This window comes from Bradyrhizobium sp. 26S5 (assembly GCF_036923295.1).
Lineage (GTDB): Bacteria > Pseudomonadota > Alphaproteobacteria > Rhizobiales > Xanthobacteraceae > Bradyrhizobium > Bradyrhizobium septentrionale.
This window is the reverse complement of record NZ_CP145948.1, coordinates 3,081,089-3,097,558: the sequence shown is the minus strand read 5'-3', so window position 1 is coordinate 3,097,558 and position 16,470 is coordinate 3,081,089. Positions and strand designations below refer to the sequence as shown.

Below are 16,470 nucleotides of genomic sequence, written 5' to 3'. Positions count from 1 at the left end.
TCCAAATGTGCGCATTTTTTGCCGCAGCGCAAGATGAACTTGGGGGCGGTGCACCACTGCCCGTCGTCCAAGCAGGGACCCATAACCACCGATGCCCGAGGTTGGCATCCGATGGGGCCACGGCTCGTGCAAGCAGAGGCATCCGTGGTTATAGGTCCCGGCCTTCGCCGGGACGACAGCGAGTTTGTGCTCCTAAATCCTCCGCCCCGCCCGCTCCCAATATGGATCGCGCAGCCGGCGCTTGAAGATTTTTCCGGAATCCTCCCGCGGCAGGTTGGTCTGGATCTCGATGTGCTTGGGCACCTTGTAGTCGGCCAGCGCGGACTTCAGCTGGGCGCGGACCCCTGCGATGTCCAGCGTGACGCCCGGCTGCGGCTCGACCACCGCCATCAGCGCCTCGCCGAACTCGGCATCGGGAATGCCGAACACCGCGCAATCATGCACGCCGGGGACCGCGTGCAGCACCGCCTCGATCTCCGCCGGGTAGATGTTGACGCCGCCTGAGATCACCATGTCGCGCTTGCGGTCGCAGATGAAGACATAGCCGTCGGCGTCGATATAGCCGACATCGCCCGAGGTGATGAATCCCTCGCGGTCGATCTCGGCCCGCTTCTCGGACTTGTTGTGATAGGTGAAATCGGGATTGCCCTTGATCCGCGAATAGATCTCGCCGATCTGCCCCTGCGCCACCTCCTGGCCATCGTCGCCGATGAAGCGCAGCTCGGCGCCGGGCGAAATCTTTCCGACCGTGCCCGGCTTCTTCAGCGCGTCCTCCGAGGTTGCAAACGTCACCGCGCCCGACTCGGTCGAACCGTAGAATTCGTAGATCACCGGTCCCCACCAGTCGATCATGGCGCGCTTGACGTCGGCAGGGCACGGCGCCGCGGCGTGGATGATGTGGCGCAGCGACGACATGTCGTACTTGCTGCGCACCTCCTCCGGCAGCTTCATCAGGCGGATGAACATCGTCGGCACCATGAAGATGGTGTCGATCCGCTCGCGCTCGATCAGCGCCAAAAATTGCTCCGCGTCGAAGCGCGGCATCAGCACCAGCGCGCCGCCGAGCTTGCCCGAGCGCAGCCCGAAGGAATTCGGCGCGGAATGATACAACGGCCCCGGCAGGATCGCGCGTGCCCCCGGCTTCAGGCCGTAGATCATCCCCCGCATCGCTTCCGCATTGGCGGTCTGCTCGGGCGTCGGCGCGAAGCGGCGCACGCCCTTCGGGTGGCCTGTCGTCCCCGAGGTGTAGATCATGTTCTGCGGCTGCGGCACCACCGGGCCGTCATAGCGCGGGAACTGGGCGAGCCAGGCTTCGAAATCGATCGCGAAATCCGGCGTCGTCAGATGATCGGGATTGATCTTGTAGTTGGCGAGGATTTCCGGCGGCGTCGGCACGCTGAGCACGGTGACGTCAGGCGGGATCGCGCCGCGCAGCGAATGCAGCATGTCGGCATGGCCGATCAGCACGCGCGTGCCGGAATCCCTCAGCACGTAGTTGATCTCCTCCGGCTTGAAGTGCCAGTTGATCGGCACGCCATAGGCGCCGAGCCGCATCGCCGCATAGGCGGCTTCGATGAAGGCGATGTCGTTGCGCATCAGCATGCAGACGCTGTCGCCCGGCTTGACGCCGAGCTTGTTCAGGCCGCTGGCAATGCGCTCAGTGCGCTCGGCCACCCCCGCGTGATCGCGCCGGCGCTCGCCGCTGATAATGCCGAGGAAGGGATGGGACGTTTCGCTCATCTGTTGTTCTTGTTCTTCGTTGATGGTTAGCGACGCTGGAAGTTGTCGTCATCACCGGGCTTGTCCCGGTGATCCACGTGTTCACCGCCGCAACGAAGACGTGGATGGCCGGGACATCTGCGCGAAGACGCGCTTCGCGCTTTTTGCCCGGCCATGACGGCGAAGAGATTCACGCATCCGCAAACCTTGGCGCGCGCTTCTCCAGATTGGCGCGCACGGATTCAGTCTGGTTCGGGCTGCCGAGCAGCTTCTGCTGCTCGACGGATTCCGCCAGCAGCGCGGCCGCCGGATCGACCGACAGATTGTTCAGCATCCGCTTGGCGGCGCGGATGGCATCCGGGCTCTTGCCGGCGATCTCGCGCGCGACCTCGAGCGCCGCGGCGCGCGGGTCGTCGCAGATGCGAGTGGCGAGGCCGTAGCTCACTGCTTCCTGCGCCGAGAAGATGCGACCGGTGTAGGTAAGCTCACGCAGGATGTCGTCGCGCACCAGGCTCGCGAGGATCGGCGTGCCCGCCATGTCGGGCACCAGGCCCCATTTGATCTCCATGATCGACATCCGCGCATCAATCGAAAGGAAGCGCATGTCGGCGCCGAGCGCGAGCTGGAAGCCGCCGCCGAACGCGACGCCATGGACCGCGGCGATCACGGGCACCGGAAGCTGGCGCCAGCCCCAGACCGCCTGCTGCGCGAAATTGGCCTTGCCGTGGGTGCGGATCGTCAGGTCACGGTTCTCGCCACCCGGCACCCCGTTACCGCCGTCCTTCATGGCAGCGAACCGCCCCATGTCGAGCCCGGCGCAAAACGCCCGGCCCTCGCCTGATAGCACCACCACCCGAACGGCTTTTTCCTTTGAAAGCCGGTCGGTTGCGGCGACCAATGCCTCGAACATCGCGGCATCGAGCGCGTTCATCTTGTCGGCCCGCACCAGGCGGACATCGGCGATACCGTCCGAAATCGATATCGAAACGCGATCTTCCATTGAAATCTCCTCCGCTGTTCCTTGATGGCGCTTTACACAAAGGCCGTTGTCCGCTTTTAGTCAATCGACCAATTAACTGACAACCCCCGTGGAGGAAACGATGTTCTCTGATCAGCTTCTTACCGGGCGGCGCATCCTGGTCACCGGCGGCGGCACCGGCCTCGGCAAGGCCATGGCCTCGCGGTTCCTGCAACTCGGGGCCGAGGTGCACATTTGCGGCCGCCGCAAGAGCGTCTGCGACGAAACCGCCACCGAGCTGATGGCCGAGCATGGTGGACGCGTGGTCAGCCATGGCGTCGACATCCGCAATGCCATGGCGGTCGACGAGATGATCGAGGCGATCTGGACCACCAGCGGTCCGCTCACCGATCTGATCAACAACGCCGCCGGCAATTTCATCTCGCGCTCGGAAGAGCTCTCCGCGCGAGGATTTGACGCAGTGGCCAACATCGTGATGCACGGCACCTTCTACGTCACGCACGCGGTGGGCCGGCGCTGGATCGCCGGCGGCCATCGCGGCAATGTGGTGTCGATCACGGTGACCTGGGTGCGCAACGGCTCGCCCTATGTGGTGCCGTCGGCGATGAGCAAGTCGGCGATCCACGCGATGACCATGTCGCTTGCGATCGAATGGGGCCGCCACGGCATCCGCCTCAACACCATCGCGCCCGGCGAGATCCCGACCGAAGGCATGAGCAAGCGTATCAAGCCCGGCGACGAGGCCGGCGCGCGCACCAAGGCGATGAACCCGATGGGCCGCGTCGGCACCATGGAGGAGTTGCAGAACCTCGCGGTGTTCCTGATCTCGGGCGGCTGCGACTGGATCAACGGCGAGACCATCGCGATGGACGGCGCCCAGGCGCTCGCGATGGGCGGCAATTTCTACCAGCTGCGCGACTGGAGCGACGACGACTGGACCAAGGCGCGCGAGTCGATCAAGGCGCAGAACGAGAAGGACCGCGCGGCGCGCGGCTGACGCGACAGCTCGCGCCTCAACCTCAACTGTCGTCCCTGCGAAAGCAGGGACCCATAACCACCGCTGCGCGTCGTTGAGCTCGCTGGGGCCCCAGCATCGCACCACACTCGCATTTGTGGTAATGGGTCCCGGCCTCCGCCGGGACGACGATGTTGAAACATCGCAGCCACTTCCCCCGTATTGTCTTTGCTGCCGGATGCCGCCACACTCCGCGCAACCAGAACAAGACGTCACGGGGAAACATGTCCGCTGCGCCGAAACTGACCAACCTTGCCGACATGGTGCGCGACCGCGCCAGCAGTCTCGGCGATGCGCTGGCCTATGAGTTCGAGGGACGGCAAACCAGCTTCGCCGAATTCGACATCAAGACCAACCGTGTCGCCAACGCGCTGATCGCGATGGGCGTGAAGAAGGGCGAGCGCATCGCCTATCTCGGCAAGAACAGCGACTTCTATTTCGAGCTGTTGATGGGCGCGATGAAGGCCGGCGTGGTGATGGCGCCGGTGAACTGGCGGCTGGCGGGCCCCGAGGTCGCCTTCATCGTCGAGGACTGCAAGGCACCGATCCTGTTTGTCGGCCCCGAATTCATCACGCAAGCGCGCAACATCAGGGACAAGCTGCCCAGCGTTCGCACCGTCATCACGACTGAGAGCGGCGCGCCGGAATGGCCCGATTATCGCGCCTGGCGCGACGCGCAGAGCGGCGATGATCCGCGCGTCCCGCTCGAGCCGAAGGACATCGCGATCCAGCTCTACACCTCGGGCACCACGGGCAAGCCGAAGGGCGCGATGCTGTCGCACGCCAACTTCCTCAACCTCGTGCAGAGCGGCAACGAGGCCGAGAAGCCGGAATGGAACCGCTGGACCACCGACGACGTCTCGCTGGTGGCAATGCCGATCTTCCACATCGGCGGCTCCGGCTGGGGCGTGATGGGGCTCTATCACGGCGCCCGTGGCGTGATCGCGCGCGAATTCGACCCGACCAAGGTGCTCGATTTCTTCGAGCAGTCCGGCATCACCAAATTGTTCATGGTGCCGGCCGCAATGCAGTTCGTGGTGCGGCAGCCGCGCGCGCGGCAGGTCGACTTCTCCCGTTTGAAGTACATGCTGTATGGCGCCTCGCCGATCCCGGCGGCGCTGCTCAAGGAATGCATCGAGGTCTTCAAATGCGGCTTCGTGCAGATGTACGGCATGACCGAGACCACCGGCACCATTGTGGCACTGCCGCCGGAAGACCACATCGAGGGGCTCGAGCGGATGCGCTCGGCCGGCAAGGCGCTGCCCGGTATCGAGCTTGCGATCCTTGATCCGGACGGCAAGCCGCTGCCGCCGGGCGAAGTCGGCGAGATCGCCACCCGTTCCGGCTCCAACATGGTCGGCTACTGGAATCTGCCCGAGGCCACCGCGCGCACCATCGACAATGACGGCTGGCTGCGCACCGGCGATGCCGGCTACATGGACAGTGACGGCTATCTCTACATCCACGACCGCATCAAGGACATGATCATCTCCGGCGGCGAGAACATCTATCCGGCCGAGGTCGAGAGCGCGCTGTGCGACCACCCCGACGTGGCCGAAGCCGCCGTGATCGGCATCCCCGACGACAAATGGGGCGAGGCGGTGAAGGCCGTGGTGGTGGTGAAGCCGGGCAAGAGTGCGACGGCCACCGACATCATCAACTTCACCCGCGAGCGGATCGCGGGCTACAAGACGCCGAAATCGGTCGACTTCATCGCCGCGCTACCGCGCGATCCGTCGGGCAAGATCCTGCGGCGGAATTTGCGTGATCCGTATTGGACGGGCAAGGACCGGCAGGTGAATTAGCCTCCTCTGTCGTCCCGGCCAAGCGAAGCGCGAGCCGGGACCCATAACCACCGTTGTTTGTGGTGGTGAGACGCTGGGGCCACATCTCGTTCAACCAATAGCCTGTCGTGGCTATGGGTCCCGGCCCTCGCCGGGACGACGATGGAGAGAGAGAGAGAGAGAGAGAGAGAGAGAGAGAGAGAGGCTCCCCTCACGCCTTCTTCATCCTCTCCCGCAAGACGCGCCAGCGTTCTTGCGCTTCCTCCGGCCAGACCGCTTTCCGATCGTAATACTCGGCGAACACCTTTGCGCCGGGCGAGAACGTCACCCAGGGCTGCCTGGACGACGTGAAGATGTGCGCATCGGGCGGGAACTGGCTCGGATCATCCAGCGTGCCGACGCGGACGAAGCGTACCGCCGGTCCCGAGCCCGGATAATTGCTCCACACCGCGACTTTGCAGATCGGGCAGCGCGCGATCTTCTGCCCCTTGCCGCTCGCCGACGGCGTGTCGACGATCTCGGGCTCGGCCGCGATGTGCTCGACCCGCTCGGCCTCGTACATCGCGTTGAGCGCATGCACGGTGCCGGTCTCGCGCTGGCACCACGTGCAGTGGCAGGCATGCACGATCAGCGGCCTGCCGGTCAGGCGGTAGCGGACGTTTCTGCAGGTGCATCCACCTTCCATGTCGACCCGCTCCCTCGTTTATCCCTCAGTGCTTGCCGGCTCCCATATAGCCGAACAGGAAGCCCGCCACCTTGCGCTTCTGGATCTCCTCGCTGCCTTCGGTGATGCGATAACGGCGGTGGTGGCGATAGATGTGCTCGAACGGCTTGTGGCGCGAATAGCCCATGCCGCCATGCACCTGCATCGCGCGGTCGGCGGCCTCGCAACACAGACGGTTTGCCCAGAAGTTGCACATCGAGACCCGGTCCGACAGCGTGTGCTCGACCTGCGCCTGAGTCAGCTGATCCATCTCCCAGGCGGTCTTGCGGATCAACAGCCGCAGCATCTCGGCCTGGGTCGCAAGCTCGACCAGCGGCCACTGGATCGCCTGGTTCTCGGCCAGCGCCTTGCCGAACGGTTTTCGCTCGCGCGCATATTTCACACTTTCGTTGATGCAATACACGGCAGCGCCGAGCGAGCTTGCGGCCTGACGGATCCGGTTCTCATGGACAAAACATTGCGCCAGCGACAGGCCGCGACCGACCTCGCCGAACTGCGCATCTTCAGGCACGAACACGTCGGTGAAGCTGACGCGGGGATGATCGGTCGGCATGTTGAAGGTCCACATATACTCTTCGACCTTCACCCCCGCCGATTTCGCCGGCACCAGGAAGCAGGTGATGCCGCGCGCATCGCCGTCATTGCCCGAGGTACGGGCAAACAGCGCGCAATGGGTCGCGACATGCATGCCTGTCGTCCACATCTTCTCGCCGTTGATGATCCAGCCCTTGACGTTGTCGCGGGTCGCCTGCACCGCCCTGGTTTCCATATGCGTGGCATCCGAGCCGTGCTCGGGCTCGGTCAGGCCGAACGTGATGCGGTACTTGCCGGTGATCGAGCCGTCGATCATCGCCTTCTGCTCGTCGGTTCCATAGCGGTCGAGCATGGTCACGATCGGAAGGTTGCCGACGATGGAGTGTTCGTTCTGCAAGTCGTTGTGCAGGCCGAGCCCCTTCGAGGCAAAATGTTCGCGGATCACGGCCATCCAGAGATTGGAGCCGTCCTTGCCGCCATAGCGCTTCGGGATCGCGAAGCGCAGATGGCCGGCGGCGTCGGCCAAGTTCTTGACCTTGCGCAGCAACAGCTCCCATTCATGGCGCGGCAGGCCGCCCTTGTCGAAATCGGTACGCGCCCATTCGCGGCGATGATCGAAGAAGCGGATGTTGTCATCAGCCGCTTCCAGTGGCTTGATCTCGCGTTCGATGAAGCGGTCGAGCTCGGCGAGATAGGCTGTCAGGTCAGCCGGCAGATTGAAATCCAAGGTCGTCTCTCCCGGAAAATTCGTTGATTTTGATTTTGCGTCTAGGCGCTATCGCAAACACGCGTTCGGATCGATTAAGGTGAGAAGCGACAGGCCAAGTCAAGCAGGCCGATGGCGCCTGCGCGCGCGGTCGCGTTGCGTAATTGGATGGCACGGGACGGCGCGCAGGCGTTAGGATAGCCAACATATTCTTCGCCACAGAAAATCGACGGGAGCCAACATGGATCTGAAATTCTCCAAGGTGACACGCAAGGGTCCCATCACCACCGTGACGCTGTCGCGGCCCGAGGTTTACAACGCGCTGCATATCGACGCGCATTTCGAGCTCAACAAGGTGTTCGACGATTTCTCCGCCGATCCCGAGCAGTGGATCGCGATCGTCACCGGCGCCGGCGACAAGGCGTTCTGCGCCGGCAACGACCTGAAATGGCAGGCCGCCGGCGGCAAGCGCGGCTGGGACAAGGGCGGCTTCGCCGGCCTCACCAGCCGCTTCGACTGCGACAAGCCGATCATCGCCGCCGTCAACGGCGTCGCGATGGGCGGCGGGTTTGAGATCGCGCTGGCCTGCGACCTGATCATCGCCTCCGAGAATGCGACCTTCGCCCTGCCCGAGCCGCGCGTCGGCCTTGCCGCGCTCGCCGGCGGCGTGCACCGGCTGCCACGGCAGATCGGGCTGAAGCGCGCCATGGGCATGATCCTGACCGCGCGCCATGTCAGCGCCAAGGAAGGCCTCGAGCTTGGCTTCGTCAACGAGGTGGTGCCGCAGGGCGAGGCGCTTTCTGCCGCCGAGCGCTGGGCCGAGACCATCGCCAAGAACTCGCCGATGTCGATCCGCGCCTCCAAGCAGGCAATCCAGCGCGGTCTCGAAGTATCGCTGGAACGGGCGACCGCCGAGCAGCGCGAGTATCCGGCGGTGAAGGCGATGGCCGCCTCGCAGGATTACATCGAGGGACCGAAGGCGTTTTCGGAGAAGCGGCCGCCGAAGTGGCTGGGGCGGTAACGGACTGTCGCGTCCCGGACGCGGTGCAGCGTGCAACGCTGCGCCGCAGAGCCGGGACCTGCGGCTGATGGACCCCGGATCAGCAGCGCACCGCTTCGCGCTGCGCAGCGTCCGGGGAACGTACCCAAAGCTACTTATTCCCCAACTCCCTCTTGTAGGACGCATAGTTCGGCTGATCGACGGCGAGCTTGTCCATCGTGGTCTGCCAGAGATGCTCCGATAGCCCCGGCGTGTTCAGATCGACCTCGCCGCTTGCGATCTTCGCCGACAGCGCGCCGTTGAGCTCCATCAGCGTACCATCCGCACCAAGGAGCTGCTTCAGCCGCGCGGCCTCGGTCGTATCGCCCGCCTCGGCAAGCGCAAGCTGCCGCGTCACCAGATCGAGAGCGTTGATGCCGACGCGCAGCTTGAAGCTGTTGTGCCCCTTGATCGCAGGCGCGATCTCGGTGCGCAGGAAATCGGCGACGGCCTTGATCAGTTCGGTGGGTGTCGGTTCGTCCTGCATCTTACTTGCCTCGCGGCGCTAGCAGTCTGAGTAGGTCAATTTCGGTTTCGGACGCCCGCCGTCCAATCATCGCCCGCTCCATCGAATGATCGGGGCCGGAGCGGAAGCGCTGCATCATGCCGCAGCACATCACGCCCCAGCGCAGCGTGCCCATCACTTCCCACAACATCACGCGATCGGGGTCAGCCTCGCGGCCGGCTTCTTCATAGCCTGCGAACAGGTCTTCGCGGGTGCCAAAACCGCCGACCGGCTTGTCGATCTCACCGAAGCGCCACGAGTTGACGCAGATCCATCCCAGGTCCTCCATGGGATCGCCGGTATGCGCGAGCTCCCAGTCGAGCACCGCGCGCACCCCGTCGGGGCCGATGATCAGATTGCCGTGGCGAAAATCGCCATGCACCAGCGTCACCTCAGACGACGGACCGGGATCGTGATCGCGCAGCCAGCACAGCGCGAGCTCGAACACCGGGCGGGGCCAGTTGAAGCTGTGATACTCACGGGCGAGATCCTCGATCTCCTTGGTCGCGGTCAGGCTGCGCAGCTGCGGCAGTTTTGCCTGCGGCAGGCCGTGGATGCCGGCGATGACGCGGCCGAGCTGGCGCGCCAGGATCGGCCGCGCATTGGCAAATTCCTCGTCGCGCAAAATTTTCCGCGCGATGGTCTCGCCCTCGACCCGCGCCATGATGAAGCCGCGGCCGAGACCGTCCTCAGGCGTCAGCACGTGCATCACCTTGGGCGACGGCAGGCCCGCGTCATGCGCGAGCTGCATCAGCGTGGCCTCGGCATCGAGGCCGGCGGCGCGGCCGGGCGCCGCACCGTAGCCCGGCGGCGCGCGGCGCAGGATCGCGCCGACATTGCCGTTCGGATGGACGATGTCGAACGTCCAGGTCTCCTGGCTGGCACCGCCGGAGAGCTTTGCGGCGCCCGTGATGCCGGTCGCGCCGGGATGAAAGGAGGCGACGCAGCGGGTGAGCTCGGTCTCGATCATTTGCCCTTGAACTTCGCCGGACGCTTCTCGAGGAATGCGGCGACGCCTTCCTTGAAATCCTCGGCGCTGCCCGCGATGCGCTGCGACTCGAATTCCAGATTGAGCTGCTCCTCGAACGAATTCTCCGGGCTGTCCCAGTAAAGCTTGCGGATCAGCGACAGCGCGACCGTCGGGCCATTGGCGAGCTCATGCGCGAGCTTCATGGTTTCCTCCATCAGCGCGCCGTCGTCATAGACGCGGTTGACGAGACCCCATTCCAGCGCCTTCTCGGCCGGCAGCCGCTCACCGAGCAGCGACAGCTCGACCGAGCGCGCCTTGCCGATCAGCCGCGGCAGCAGCCAGGTCGAGCCGCAATCCGGCACCAGGCCGATGCGGCGGAACGCCTGCAGGAAATACGACGAGCGCGCGCACAGCACCAAATCGCCCATCAATGCAAAACTCATCCCGGCGCCGGCGGCCGGACCGTTCACCGCGGTCACGATCGGACAGTGCAGCTTACGCAATCGGCGCAGGAACGGATGGAATGCGGTCTCCAGCGCGGCGCCGGCGTTGCTCTTGCCCGGCTTCGCTTGCGTGTTGCGGCCCTGCAGATTGGCGCCGGTGCAGAAGGCGCGGCCGGCACCGGTGATGACCAGGCAGCGCACCTCGTCGCGCTTGTCGTCGATCGCATCCATTGCCTCGGCAAGCCCGCCCAGCATGTCGAGCGAGACCGCGTTCATGACTTCCTGATGGTCGAGCTTGAGGATCGCGACCGATCCGTCGAAGTCGAGCGTGACGTGTTTGAACTGCATGGTTTCCTCTTTACGTTGCTTCGGCGGTTGGTACCGCGGTAGGTCGATGCTTCGACCCATATTTGATTTTTGTGCCGGGCTTGTCCATGGTTGCCGCCAAGCTCGTCCCGAGGCGCACGATTAACGCGCGCCAAACCAAATGGAAACCCCAATGAGTGGCATCTTCGATCTCACCGGCCGCGTCGCCGTCATCACCGGCGGCAATGGCGGCATCGGCCTTGGCATCGCGCAGGCGCTGAACGCCGCCGGCTGCAACGTCGCGATCTGGGGCCGCAACGCCGAGAAAAATGCCAACGCGGCGGCTTCGATGAAGGCCGGGCCCGGCAAGGTCGCAACGCAATTCTGCGACGTCACCGATCCCGGCTCGGTCAAGACCGCGATGAAGGCGACGCTCGACACCTTCGGCCGCGTCGACGGCTGCTTCGCCAATGCCGGCATCGGCGGCGGCGGACGCCGCTCCTTCATCGACCGCACCGAGGAAGAATGGCGAAAAATGTTCGCGACCAATCTCGACGGCGTGTTTCATGTGTTCCAGGCCGCGGCGCGCCACATGACCGAGCGCGCCGAGGCGGGCGACAGATTCGGCCGGCTGGTGGCGACCTCGAGCCTCGCCTCGCTGTTCGGCACCGCGCGCAACGAGCACTATGCCGGCACCAAGGCCGCGCTGAACGCGCTGTGCCGCGCGCTCGGCGTCGAGCTCGCCCGCCACGGCGTCACCGCGAACGCGATCCTGCCCGGCTGGATCAAGAGCGACATGACCGCGGGCATCATGGCCAACGACAAATTCTTCGCCAACGTGATGCCGCGCATCCCGCTGCGCCGCTTCGGCGAGCCGAGCGATTTCGGCGGCATCGCCGTCTACATCATGAGCAAGGCATCGTCCTATCATACGGCGGATTGTTTTGTGATCGATGGCGGGTACACGGCGTTCTGACGACGTTGCTGCCGCCACGTCCGCAACTGTCGTCCTGGCGAAAGCCAGGACCCAGAACCCACTGCATTTGGTTATGAGCGGGATCGTGGCTCCAGCGTCGCGCAGCAACACATGCGTGGGGTAATGGGTCCCGGCCTTCGCCGGGACGACACTGAGTGTGTTGCACGGTTTGTGGGTCATACATCCGCATCCTCGCGGCGCTGAAGCGTCCGAGTCTTGCGTTAACTTGCTCCCTCATCAAGCAGAGGGCGCAGGGAAAGCCCGGGGCTACCTCTCCCCACCCTCTCCCGCAAGGGGAGAGGGAGCCTAAGCGGCGTGCTCACCTCGCCGTCATTCCGGGTTCTCACTTCGCGAGCCCTCAGGTGCGCAATTGCGCACCGGGGAATGACGAAGCTTCAGCACTGCCGCGCGACGTGAGGCCGCTTCCGCCGCGGCAAATCTGCTGCTAGCGTTCGACCGGCATGCACGCGGCGTGCGGGACATCGCGCAGCATTGCGGCGCGCCAAGACAAGCAGGGAGGATATTTCAGATGTTTTCACACGTGATGGTTGGCACCAACGATCTGGACAAGGCCAAGGCGTTCTATGACGCGTTGCTGGCCACGCTCGATGTCCGGCCGGCCCGGGTCGACGGTCACCGCATTATGTACCTCACCAGGGCCGGCATTTTCATGGTTTCCAAGCCGATCAACGGCGAACCGGCGACGCACGCCAATGGCGGCACGATCGGCTTTGCCTGCAATTCGCCCGAACAGGTCGACGCCTGGCACGCGGCCGGCGTCGCCAATGGCGGCAAGCCCTGCGAGGACCCGCCCGGCGTGCGGGAAGGTTCTGGCGTCAAGCTCTACCTCGCCTATCTGCGCGATCTCGACGGCAACAAGATCTGCGCGATGCACCGGATAGCCTGAGCGCCTGCCGCCAAATTCGATCTTGAGACCGACGGCGTTTAAACAACGTTTTAAACGCTGTCGCGATATTCCGCGATGCGGCAGGGATCACGCCGAAAAGCATGCTCGCGCTTCGCAAATCCTAAGTCTATTGTCGGCCGCAACGCGAAATCTCGCTGATGGGAGGACCAAGAATGAAACACGCCTATATCCCGCGAACCACGACCTACAATCTCAATCCTGGAGAAGAACTCAACGATCTCAGGATGTCGGATGAGGTTCGTCCGCTTTACGAGCACGTCAAGAAGTTCATCCGTGAGACCGTCGATCCGATGTCGGTCGAGTTCATGCGACTCGCCGAGGGCAAGAAGGACCGTTGGAGCTTCACGCCGGAGCAGCTCGCGGTACTACAGAAGGCCAAGGACAAGGCCAAGGAGGAAGGGCTGTGGAACTTCTTCCTGCCCGATGACGAGACCGGCCAGGGCCTGAAGAACCTCGACTATGCCTATATCGCCGTCGAGCTTGCGAAGAATCCGCTGGCGTCGGAGACCATGAACTGCTCCGCGCCCGACACCGGCAACATGGAAGTGCTGGAGCGCGTCGGCACCAAGGAGCAGAAGGAGAAGTGGCTGAAGCCGCTGCTCGCCGGTGAAATCCGCTCGGCTTACGCGATGACCGAGCCGAACGTCGCCTCCTCCGACGCCAAGAACATCTCGACCACCGCCAAGCTGGTCGGCGACGAGTGGGTGATCAACGGCGAGAAGTATTACATCTCCGGTGCCGGCGATCCGCGCTGCAAAATCATGATCGTGATGGTGAAGACCAATCCGGACGCCGCGCCAAGCAAGCAGCAGTCGCAGATCCTGGTCCCGATCGACACCCCCGGCGTCGAGATCCTCGGCCCGATGCACGTGTTCGGCCACGACCATGCGCCGCGCGGCCACATGCATCTGCGCTTCAACAATTGCCGGGTGCCGAAGGAGAACATGCTGCTCGGCGAAGGCCGCGGCTTCGAGATCTCGCAGGTTCGCCTCGGCCCGGGCCGCATCCATCACTGCATGCGCACGATCGGGAAGGCCGAAAAGGCGCTCGACCTGATGGTGTCGCGTGGCCTGACCCGCGAAGCCTTCGGTAAGAAGATCGCTCATCTTGGCGGCAATTTGCAGATCATCGCGCAGGCGCGCTGCGAGATCGAAGCGATGCGGCTGATGGTGCTCAAGGCTGCCAAGGCGATGGACGTGCTCGGCAACAAGGAAGCGCGGATCTGGGTCAGCATGGTCAAGGCCATGGTGCCGGAGCGCACCTGCAAGATCATCGACCAGGCGATCCAGATGCACGGCGCCACCGGCATCTCGCAGTGGTCACCGCTCGGCGAGATGTACCAGGACGTCCGCCATCTGCGCTTCGCCGACGGTCCGGACGAGGTGCACTGGATGGTGGTCGGCCGCCACGAGCTGAGCATGCCGTAGTCTATCCTCTCCCTCTCCCCGCTCTTCGCGGGGAGAGGGTTGGGGTGAGGGGCTGCCTCCGCGAGCGAGCCGAACGTTGAGACCTGTACCCCCTCACCCGGATTGCTGCGCAATCCGACCTCTCCCCGCAAGCGGGGCGAGGTAAGCAAGAGAGCAAGTTTGCAAGGCGGGTGCGCGCAAGCGTAACCCGCCTTTTGCTTTCTTGCCGGCTGGCGGCGGGTTACGCTTCCGCCTTCGCTCTTCGAGCTACGGCGGACAGGTCGCTAACCCCTACACATTGTCGGATCACCCCATGGAATATTCCCCTAGCGACCTCACCCAGCGCGAACGCTACAAGGTGCTGACCTCCTTCGTGCTGCCGCGGCCGATCGCCTGGGTGACCAGCATCGGGCCGGATGGCGTGGTCAATGCGGCGCCGTTTTCGTTCTTCAACGTGTTCTGCGAAGACCCGCCGCTCTGCATGTTCGCGGTCAACCGAAGGCCCGACGGCCGCGAGAAGGACACCTTCATCAACATCCAGCGCACAGGTGAGTTCGTGGTCAATCTCACCGACGAGCCGCTGGCGCGCGCGATGCACGAGACGAGCGGCGACTTCCCGCCCGAGATCGGCGAGCCCGATTATCTCGGCCTCAAGCTCGCGCCATCGCGCAGGATCGCAGTGCCCCGGCTTGCCGACGCGCCGTTCGCGATGGAGTGCAAGACCTGGAAGCTGATCGACGTCAACGGCGACCGCCAGCTGATCATGGGCGAAGGCATCCACTTCCACATCCGCGACGAATTGTGGGATCGCGAGGCGATGCGCGTGCACATGGAGCGCTACCACCCGATCGGCCGCATGTTCGCCGACCGCTATTGCCGCACCGACGACCGCGTGGTGTTTCCCGCGGCCGAGGGCGCGCAGACAAAATAACCAAGGACGATAAATGAGCGAAGCATTCCACGACAACGAAGCCCAGAGCCGGTTCGAGCTCAAAGTCGACGGCGCCACCGCCTTCGTGGTCTATCGCAAGACGCCGGATACGATCACGCTGGTGCATACCGAGGTACCGCCGGAGCTCGGCGGTCGCGGCATCGGCTCAAAGCTCGCCCGCGCCACGCTGGACGCGGTGCGCGCGCAGGGCCGCAAGCTCGTCGTGAAGTGCGAGTTCATCCAGGGCTTCATGAAGAAGCACCCGGAGTACGACGATCTGCTGGGGTGAAGCATCGGGTGGGCTAGCAAGGCGTTACCCACCATCTTCGTCATGGCCGGGCTTGTCCCGGCCATCCACGTCTTTCAGGCCGCAGTGAAGCAAAGACGTGGATGCCCGGCACAAGGCCGGGCATGACGAGTTCTCATCGGCCACAGATCTGATTCAGACACTCATGATGACGGGCAGATTTATGCGGCATGTCACGACGCCGCCAGCTCGCCGATCTTGTCCTGCGTCCTGGTCTCGAAATCGCTGGCCTCATGCCGCTCGTGCAGCTGGCTCGACGGCTCACCCCAGGTGCGATTGACCATGCGGCCGCGCTTCACCGCAGGCCTCGCCGCGATCGCATCGGTCCAGCGCTGCACGTTCTTGTAGTCCTGCACCGAGAGGAATTCACCGCCACCGTAGAGCAGGCCTTTTGCAAGGCCGCCGTACCACGGCCAAACCGCCATGTCGGCGATAGTATAGACATCGCCCCCGAGATATTCGTTGTCGGCGAGACGGCGGTCGAGCACGTCGAGCTGGCGCTTCACCTCCATCGCAAAGCGATCGATGGCGTATTCGATCTTGGTCGGGGCGTAGGCATAGAAATGCCCGAAGCCGCCACCGAGATAGGGCGCGGCACCCATCTGCCAGAACAGCCAGGAGAAGGTTTCGGCACGGGCCTTGGCGTCGGTCGGCAGGAACGCGCCGAACTTTTCCGCCAGATAAACCAGGATCGAGCCCGACTCGAACACCCTGATCGGCTCCGGAGAGCTGCGGTCCATCAGCGCCGGGATCTTCGAGTTCGGATTGACCGCGACAAAGCCGCTGCCGAACTGGTTGCCGTCGATCTTGATCAGCCAGGCGTCGTATTCCGCGCCCTTGTGGCCCGCGGCGAGCAACTCCTCCAGCATCACCGTGACCTTCACGCCGTTCGGTGTCGCCAGCGAGTAGAGTTGCAGCGGATGGCGGCCGACCGGCAGTTCCTTGTCATGGGTCGGGCCGGCGATTGGCCGGTTGATGCTGGCGAAACGCCCGCCGCTCTCCTTGTTCCAGGTCCAGACTTTCGGCGGCTCGTAGGCAGGGGTGTCAGTCACGTCATTGGCTCCCGATTTACGTTTTTCCAAGGTGGCGCGGCGACCGCCGTGCATGCCCGCACTAGATGGTGGGCACAGCTGGCTTTGCCCACCCCGCTCTCTCGCATTTTCTACCTTGCGGAATGCGCCGCGAGGGATGCAGCCAG

The 16,470-nt window shown here is 64.2% G+C and carries 16 protein-coding genes; 8 read left to right on the top strand and 8 right to left on the bottom strand.

Annotated elements, in window-relative coordinates; translation table 11 throughout:
- Positions 1 to 192: 192 nt before the first annotated feature.
- On the bottom strand, positions 193 to 1,740 hold the full coding sequence (locus V5279_RS14340; RefSeq protein ID WP_338698308.1) for an acyl-CoA synthetase: 1,548 nt from the start codon (positions 1,738 to 1,740) through the stop codon (positions 193 to 195).
- A 169-nt stretch (positions 1,741 to 1,909) separates the two neighbouring features.
- On the bottom strand, positions 1,910 to 2,719 hold the full coding sequence (locus V5279_RS14335) for a crotonase/enoyl-CoA hydratase family protein (RefSeq protein ID WP_338698306.1): 810 nt from the start codon (positions 2,717 to 2,719) through the stop codon (positions 1,910 to 1,912).
- A gap of 100 nt (positions 2,720 to 2,819) precedes the next feature.
- Between V5279_RS14335 and V5279_RS14330 the strand changes: the two genes are divergently transcribed.
- A complete protein-coding gene (locus V5279_RS14330) occupies positions 2,820 to 3,695 on the top strand; it encodes an SDR family oxidoreductase (RefSeq protein ID WP_166297765.1) in 876 nt (291 codons plus the stop codon).
- A gap of 242 nt (positions 3,696 to 3,937) precedes the next feature.
- Positions 3,938 to 5,518, top strand: a complete 1,581-nt coding sequence (locus tag V5279_RS14325) for a fatty acid--CoA ligase (protein WP_338698304.1) — start codon at positions 3,938 to 3,940, stop codon at positions 5,516 to 5,518.
- Between the two features lie 190 nt (positions 5,519 to 5,708).
- Here the strand turns inward: V5279_RS14325 and V5279_RS14320 are convergent, their stop codons facing one another.
- Together V5279_RS14320 and V5279_RS14315 are read right to left on the bottom strand one after the other, a co-directional pair.
- Positions 5,709 to 6,182: a GFA family protein gene (locus V5279_RS14320; RefSeq protein ID WP_166297766.1), complete on the bottom strand. Its 474-nt coding sequence runs from the start codon at positions 6,180 to 6,182 to the stop codon at positions 5,709 to 5,711.
- A 25-nt stretch (positions 6,183 to 6,207) separates the two neighbouring features.
- Complete coding sequence (locus V5279_RS14315; protein ID WP_029083969.1) at positions 6,208 to 7,482, bottom strand: acyl-CoA dehydrogenase family protein; 1,275 nt, start codon at positions 7,480 to 7,482, stop codon at positions 6,208 to 6,210.
- Between the two features lie 220 nt (positions 7,483 to 7,702).
- Between V5279_RS14315 and V5279_RS14310 the strand changes: the two genes are divergently transcribed.
- Complete coding sequence (locus V5279_RS14310) at positions 7,703 to 8,482, top strand: enoyl-CoA hydratase-related protein (protein WP_338698300.1); 780 nt, start codon at positions 7,703 to 7,705, stop codon at positions 8,480 to 8,482.
- Between the two features lie 130 nt (positions 8,483 to 8,612).
- Here V5279_RS14310 and V5279_RS14305 read toward each other — a convergent pair whose 3' ends face one another.
- The 3 genes from V5279_RS14305 to V5279_RS14295 are packed head-to-tail and all read right to left on the bottom strand — an operon-like array spanning position 8,613 to position 10,766.
- Positions 8,613 to 8,987, bottom strand: coding sequence for a DUF6285 domain-containing protein (locus V5279_RS14305; RefSeq protein ID WP_338698298.1), 375 nt, complete (start codon positions 8,985 to 8,987; stop codon positions 8,613 to 8,615).
- 1 nt (position 8,988) lies between these two features.
- Positions 8,989 to 9,975, bottom strand: coding sequence for a phosphotransferase family protein (locus V5279_RS14300; protein WP_338698296.1), 987 nt, complete (start codon positions 9,973 to 9,975; stop codon positions 8,989 to 8,991).
- Positions 9,972 to 10,766, bottom strand: coding sequence for an enoyl-CoA hydratase/isomerase (locus V5279_RS14295; RefSeq protein ID WP_338698294.1), 795 nt, complete (start codon positions 10,764 to 10,766; stop codon positions 9,972 to 9,974). The genes V5279_RS14300 and V5279_RS14295 overlap by 4 nt, the downstream gene beginning before the upstream one ends.
- Before the next feature lie 151 nt (positions 10,767 to 10,917).
- Here V5279_RS14295 and V5279_RS14290 point away from each other — a divergent pair, with 151 nt between their 5' ends.
- The 5 genes from V5279_RS14290 to V5279_RS14270 all read left to right on the top strand — a co-directional run bounded on the left by V5279_RS14290 (position 10,918) and on the right by V5279_RS14270 (position 15,254).
- Complete coding sequence (locus tag V5279_RS14290) at positions 10,918 to 11,700, top strand: SDR family oxidoreductase (protein ID WP_338698292.1); 783 nt, start codon at positions 10,918 to 10,920, stop codon at positions 11,698 to 11,700.
- 529 nt (positions 11,701 to 12,229) lie between these two features.
- A complete protein-coding gene (locus tag V5279_RS14285) occupies positions 12,230 to 12,607 on the top strand; it encodes a VOC family protein (protein WP_338698290.1) in 378 nt (125 codons plus the stop codon).
- Between the two features lie 173 nt (positions 12,608 to 12,780).
- Positions 12,781 to 14,055, top strand: a complete 1,275-nt coding sequence (locus V5279_RS14280; RefSeq protein WP_166203634.1) for an acyl-CoA dehydrogenase family protein — start codon at positions 12,781 to 12,783, stop codon at positions 14,053 to 14,055.
- A gap of 292 nt (positions 14,056 to 14,347) precedes the next feature.
- The gene (locus V5279_RS14275) at positions 14,348 to 14,965 is read left to right on the top strand and encodes a flavin reductase family protein (protein ID WP_338698287.1); all 618 of its coding nucleotides are present in this window, start codon (positions 14,348 to 14,350) and stop codon (positions 14,963 to 14,965) included.
- Between the two features lie 13 nt (positions 14,966 to 14,978).
- Positions 14,979 to 15,254, top strand: a complete 276-nt coding sequence (locus tag V5279_RS14270) for a GNAT family N-acetyltransferase (protein WP_338698285.1) — start codon at positions 14,979 to 14,981, stop codon at positions 15,252 to 15,254.
- Between the two features lie 191 nt (positions 15,255 to 15,445).
- Here V5279_RS14270 and yghU read toward each other — a convergent pair whose 3' ends face one another.
- Positions 15,446 to 16,324, bottom strand: a complete 879-nt coding sequence (gene yghU, locus V5279_RS14265; protein WP_338698283.1) for a glutathione-dependent disulfide-bond oxidoreductase — start codon at positions 16,322 to 16,324, stop codon at positions 15,446 to 15,448.
- Between the last annotated feature and the right edge of the window lie 146 nt (positions 16,325 to 16,470).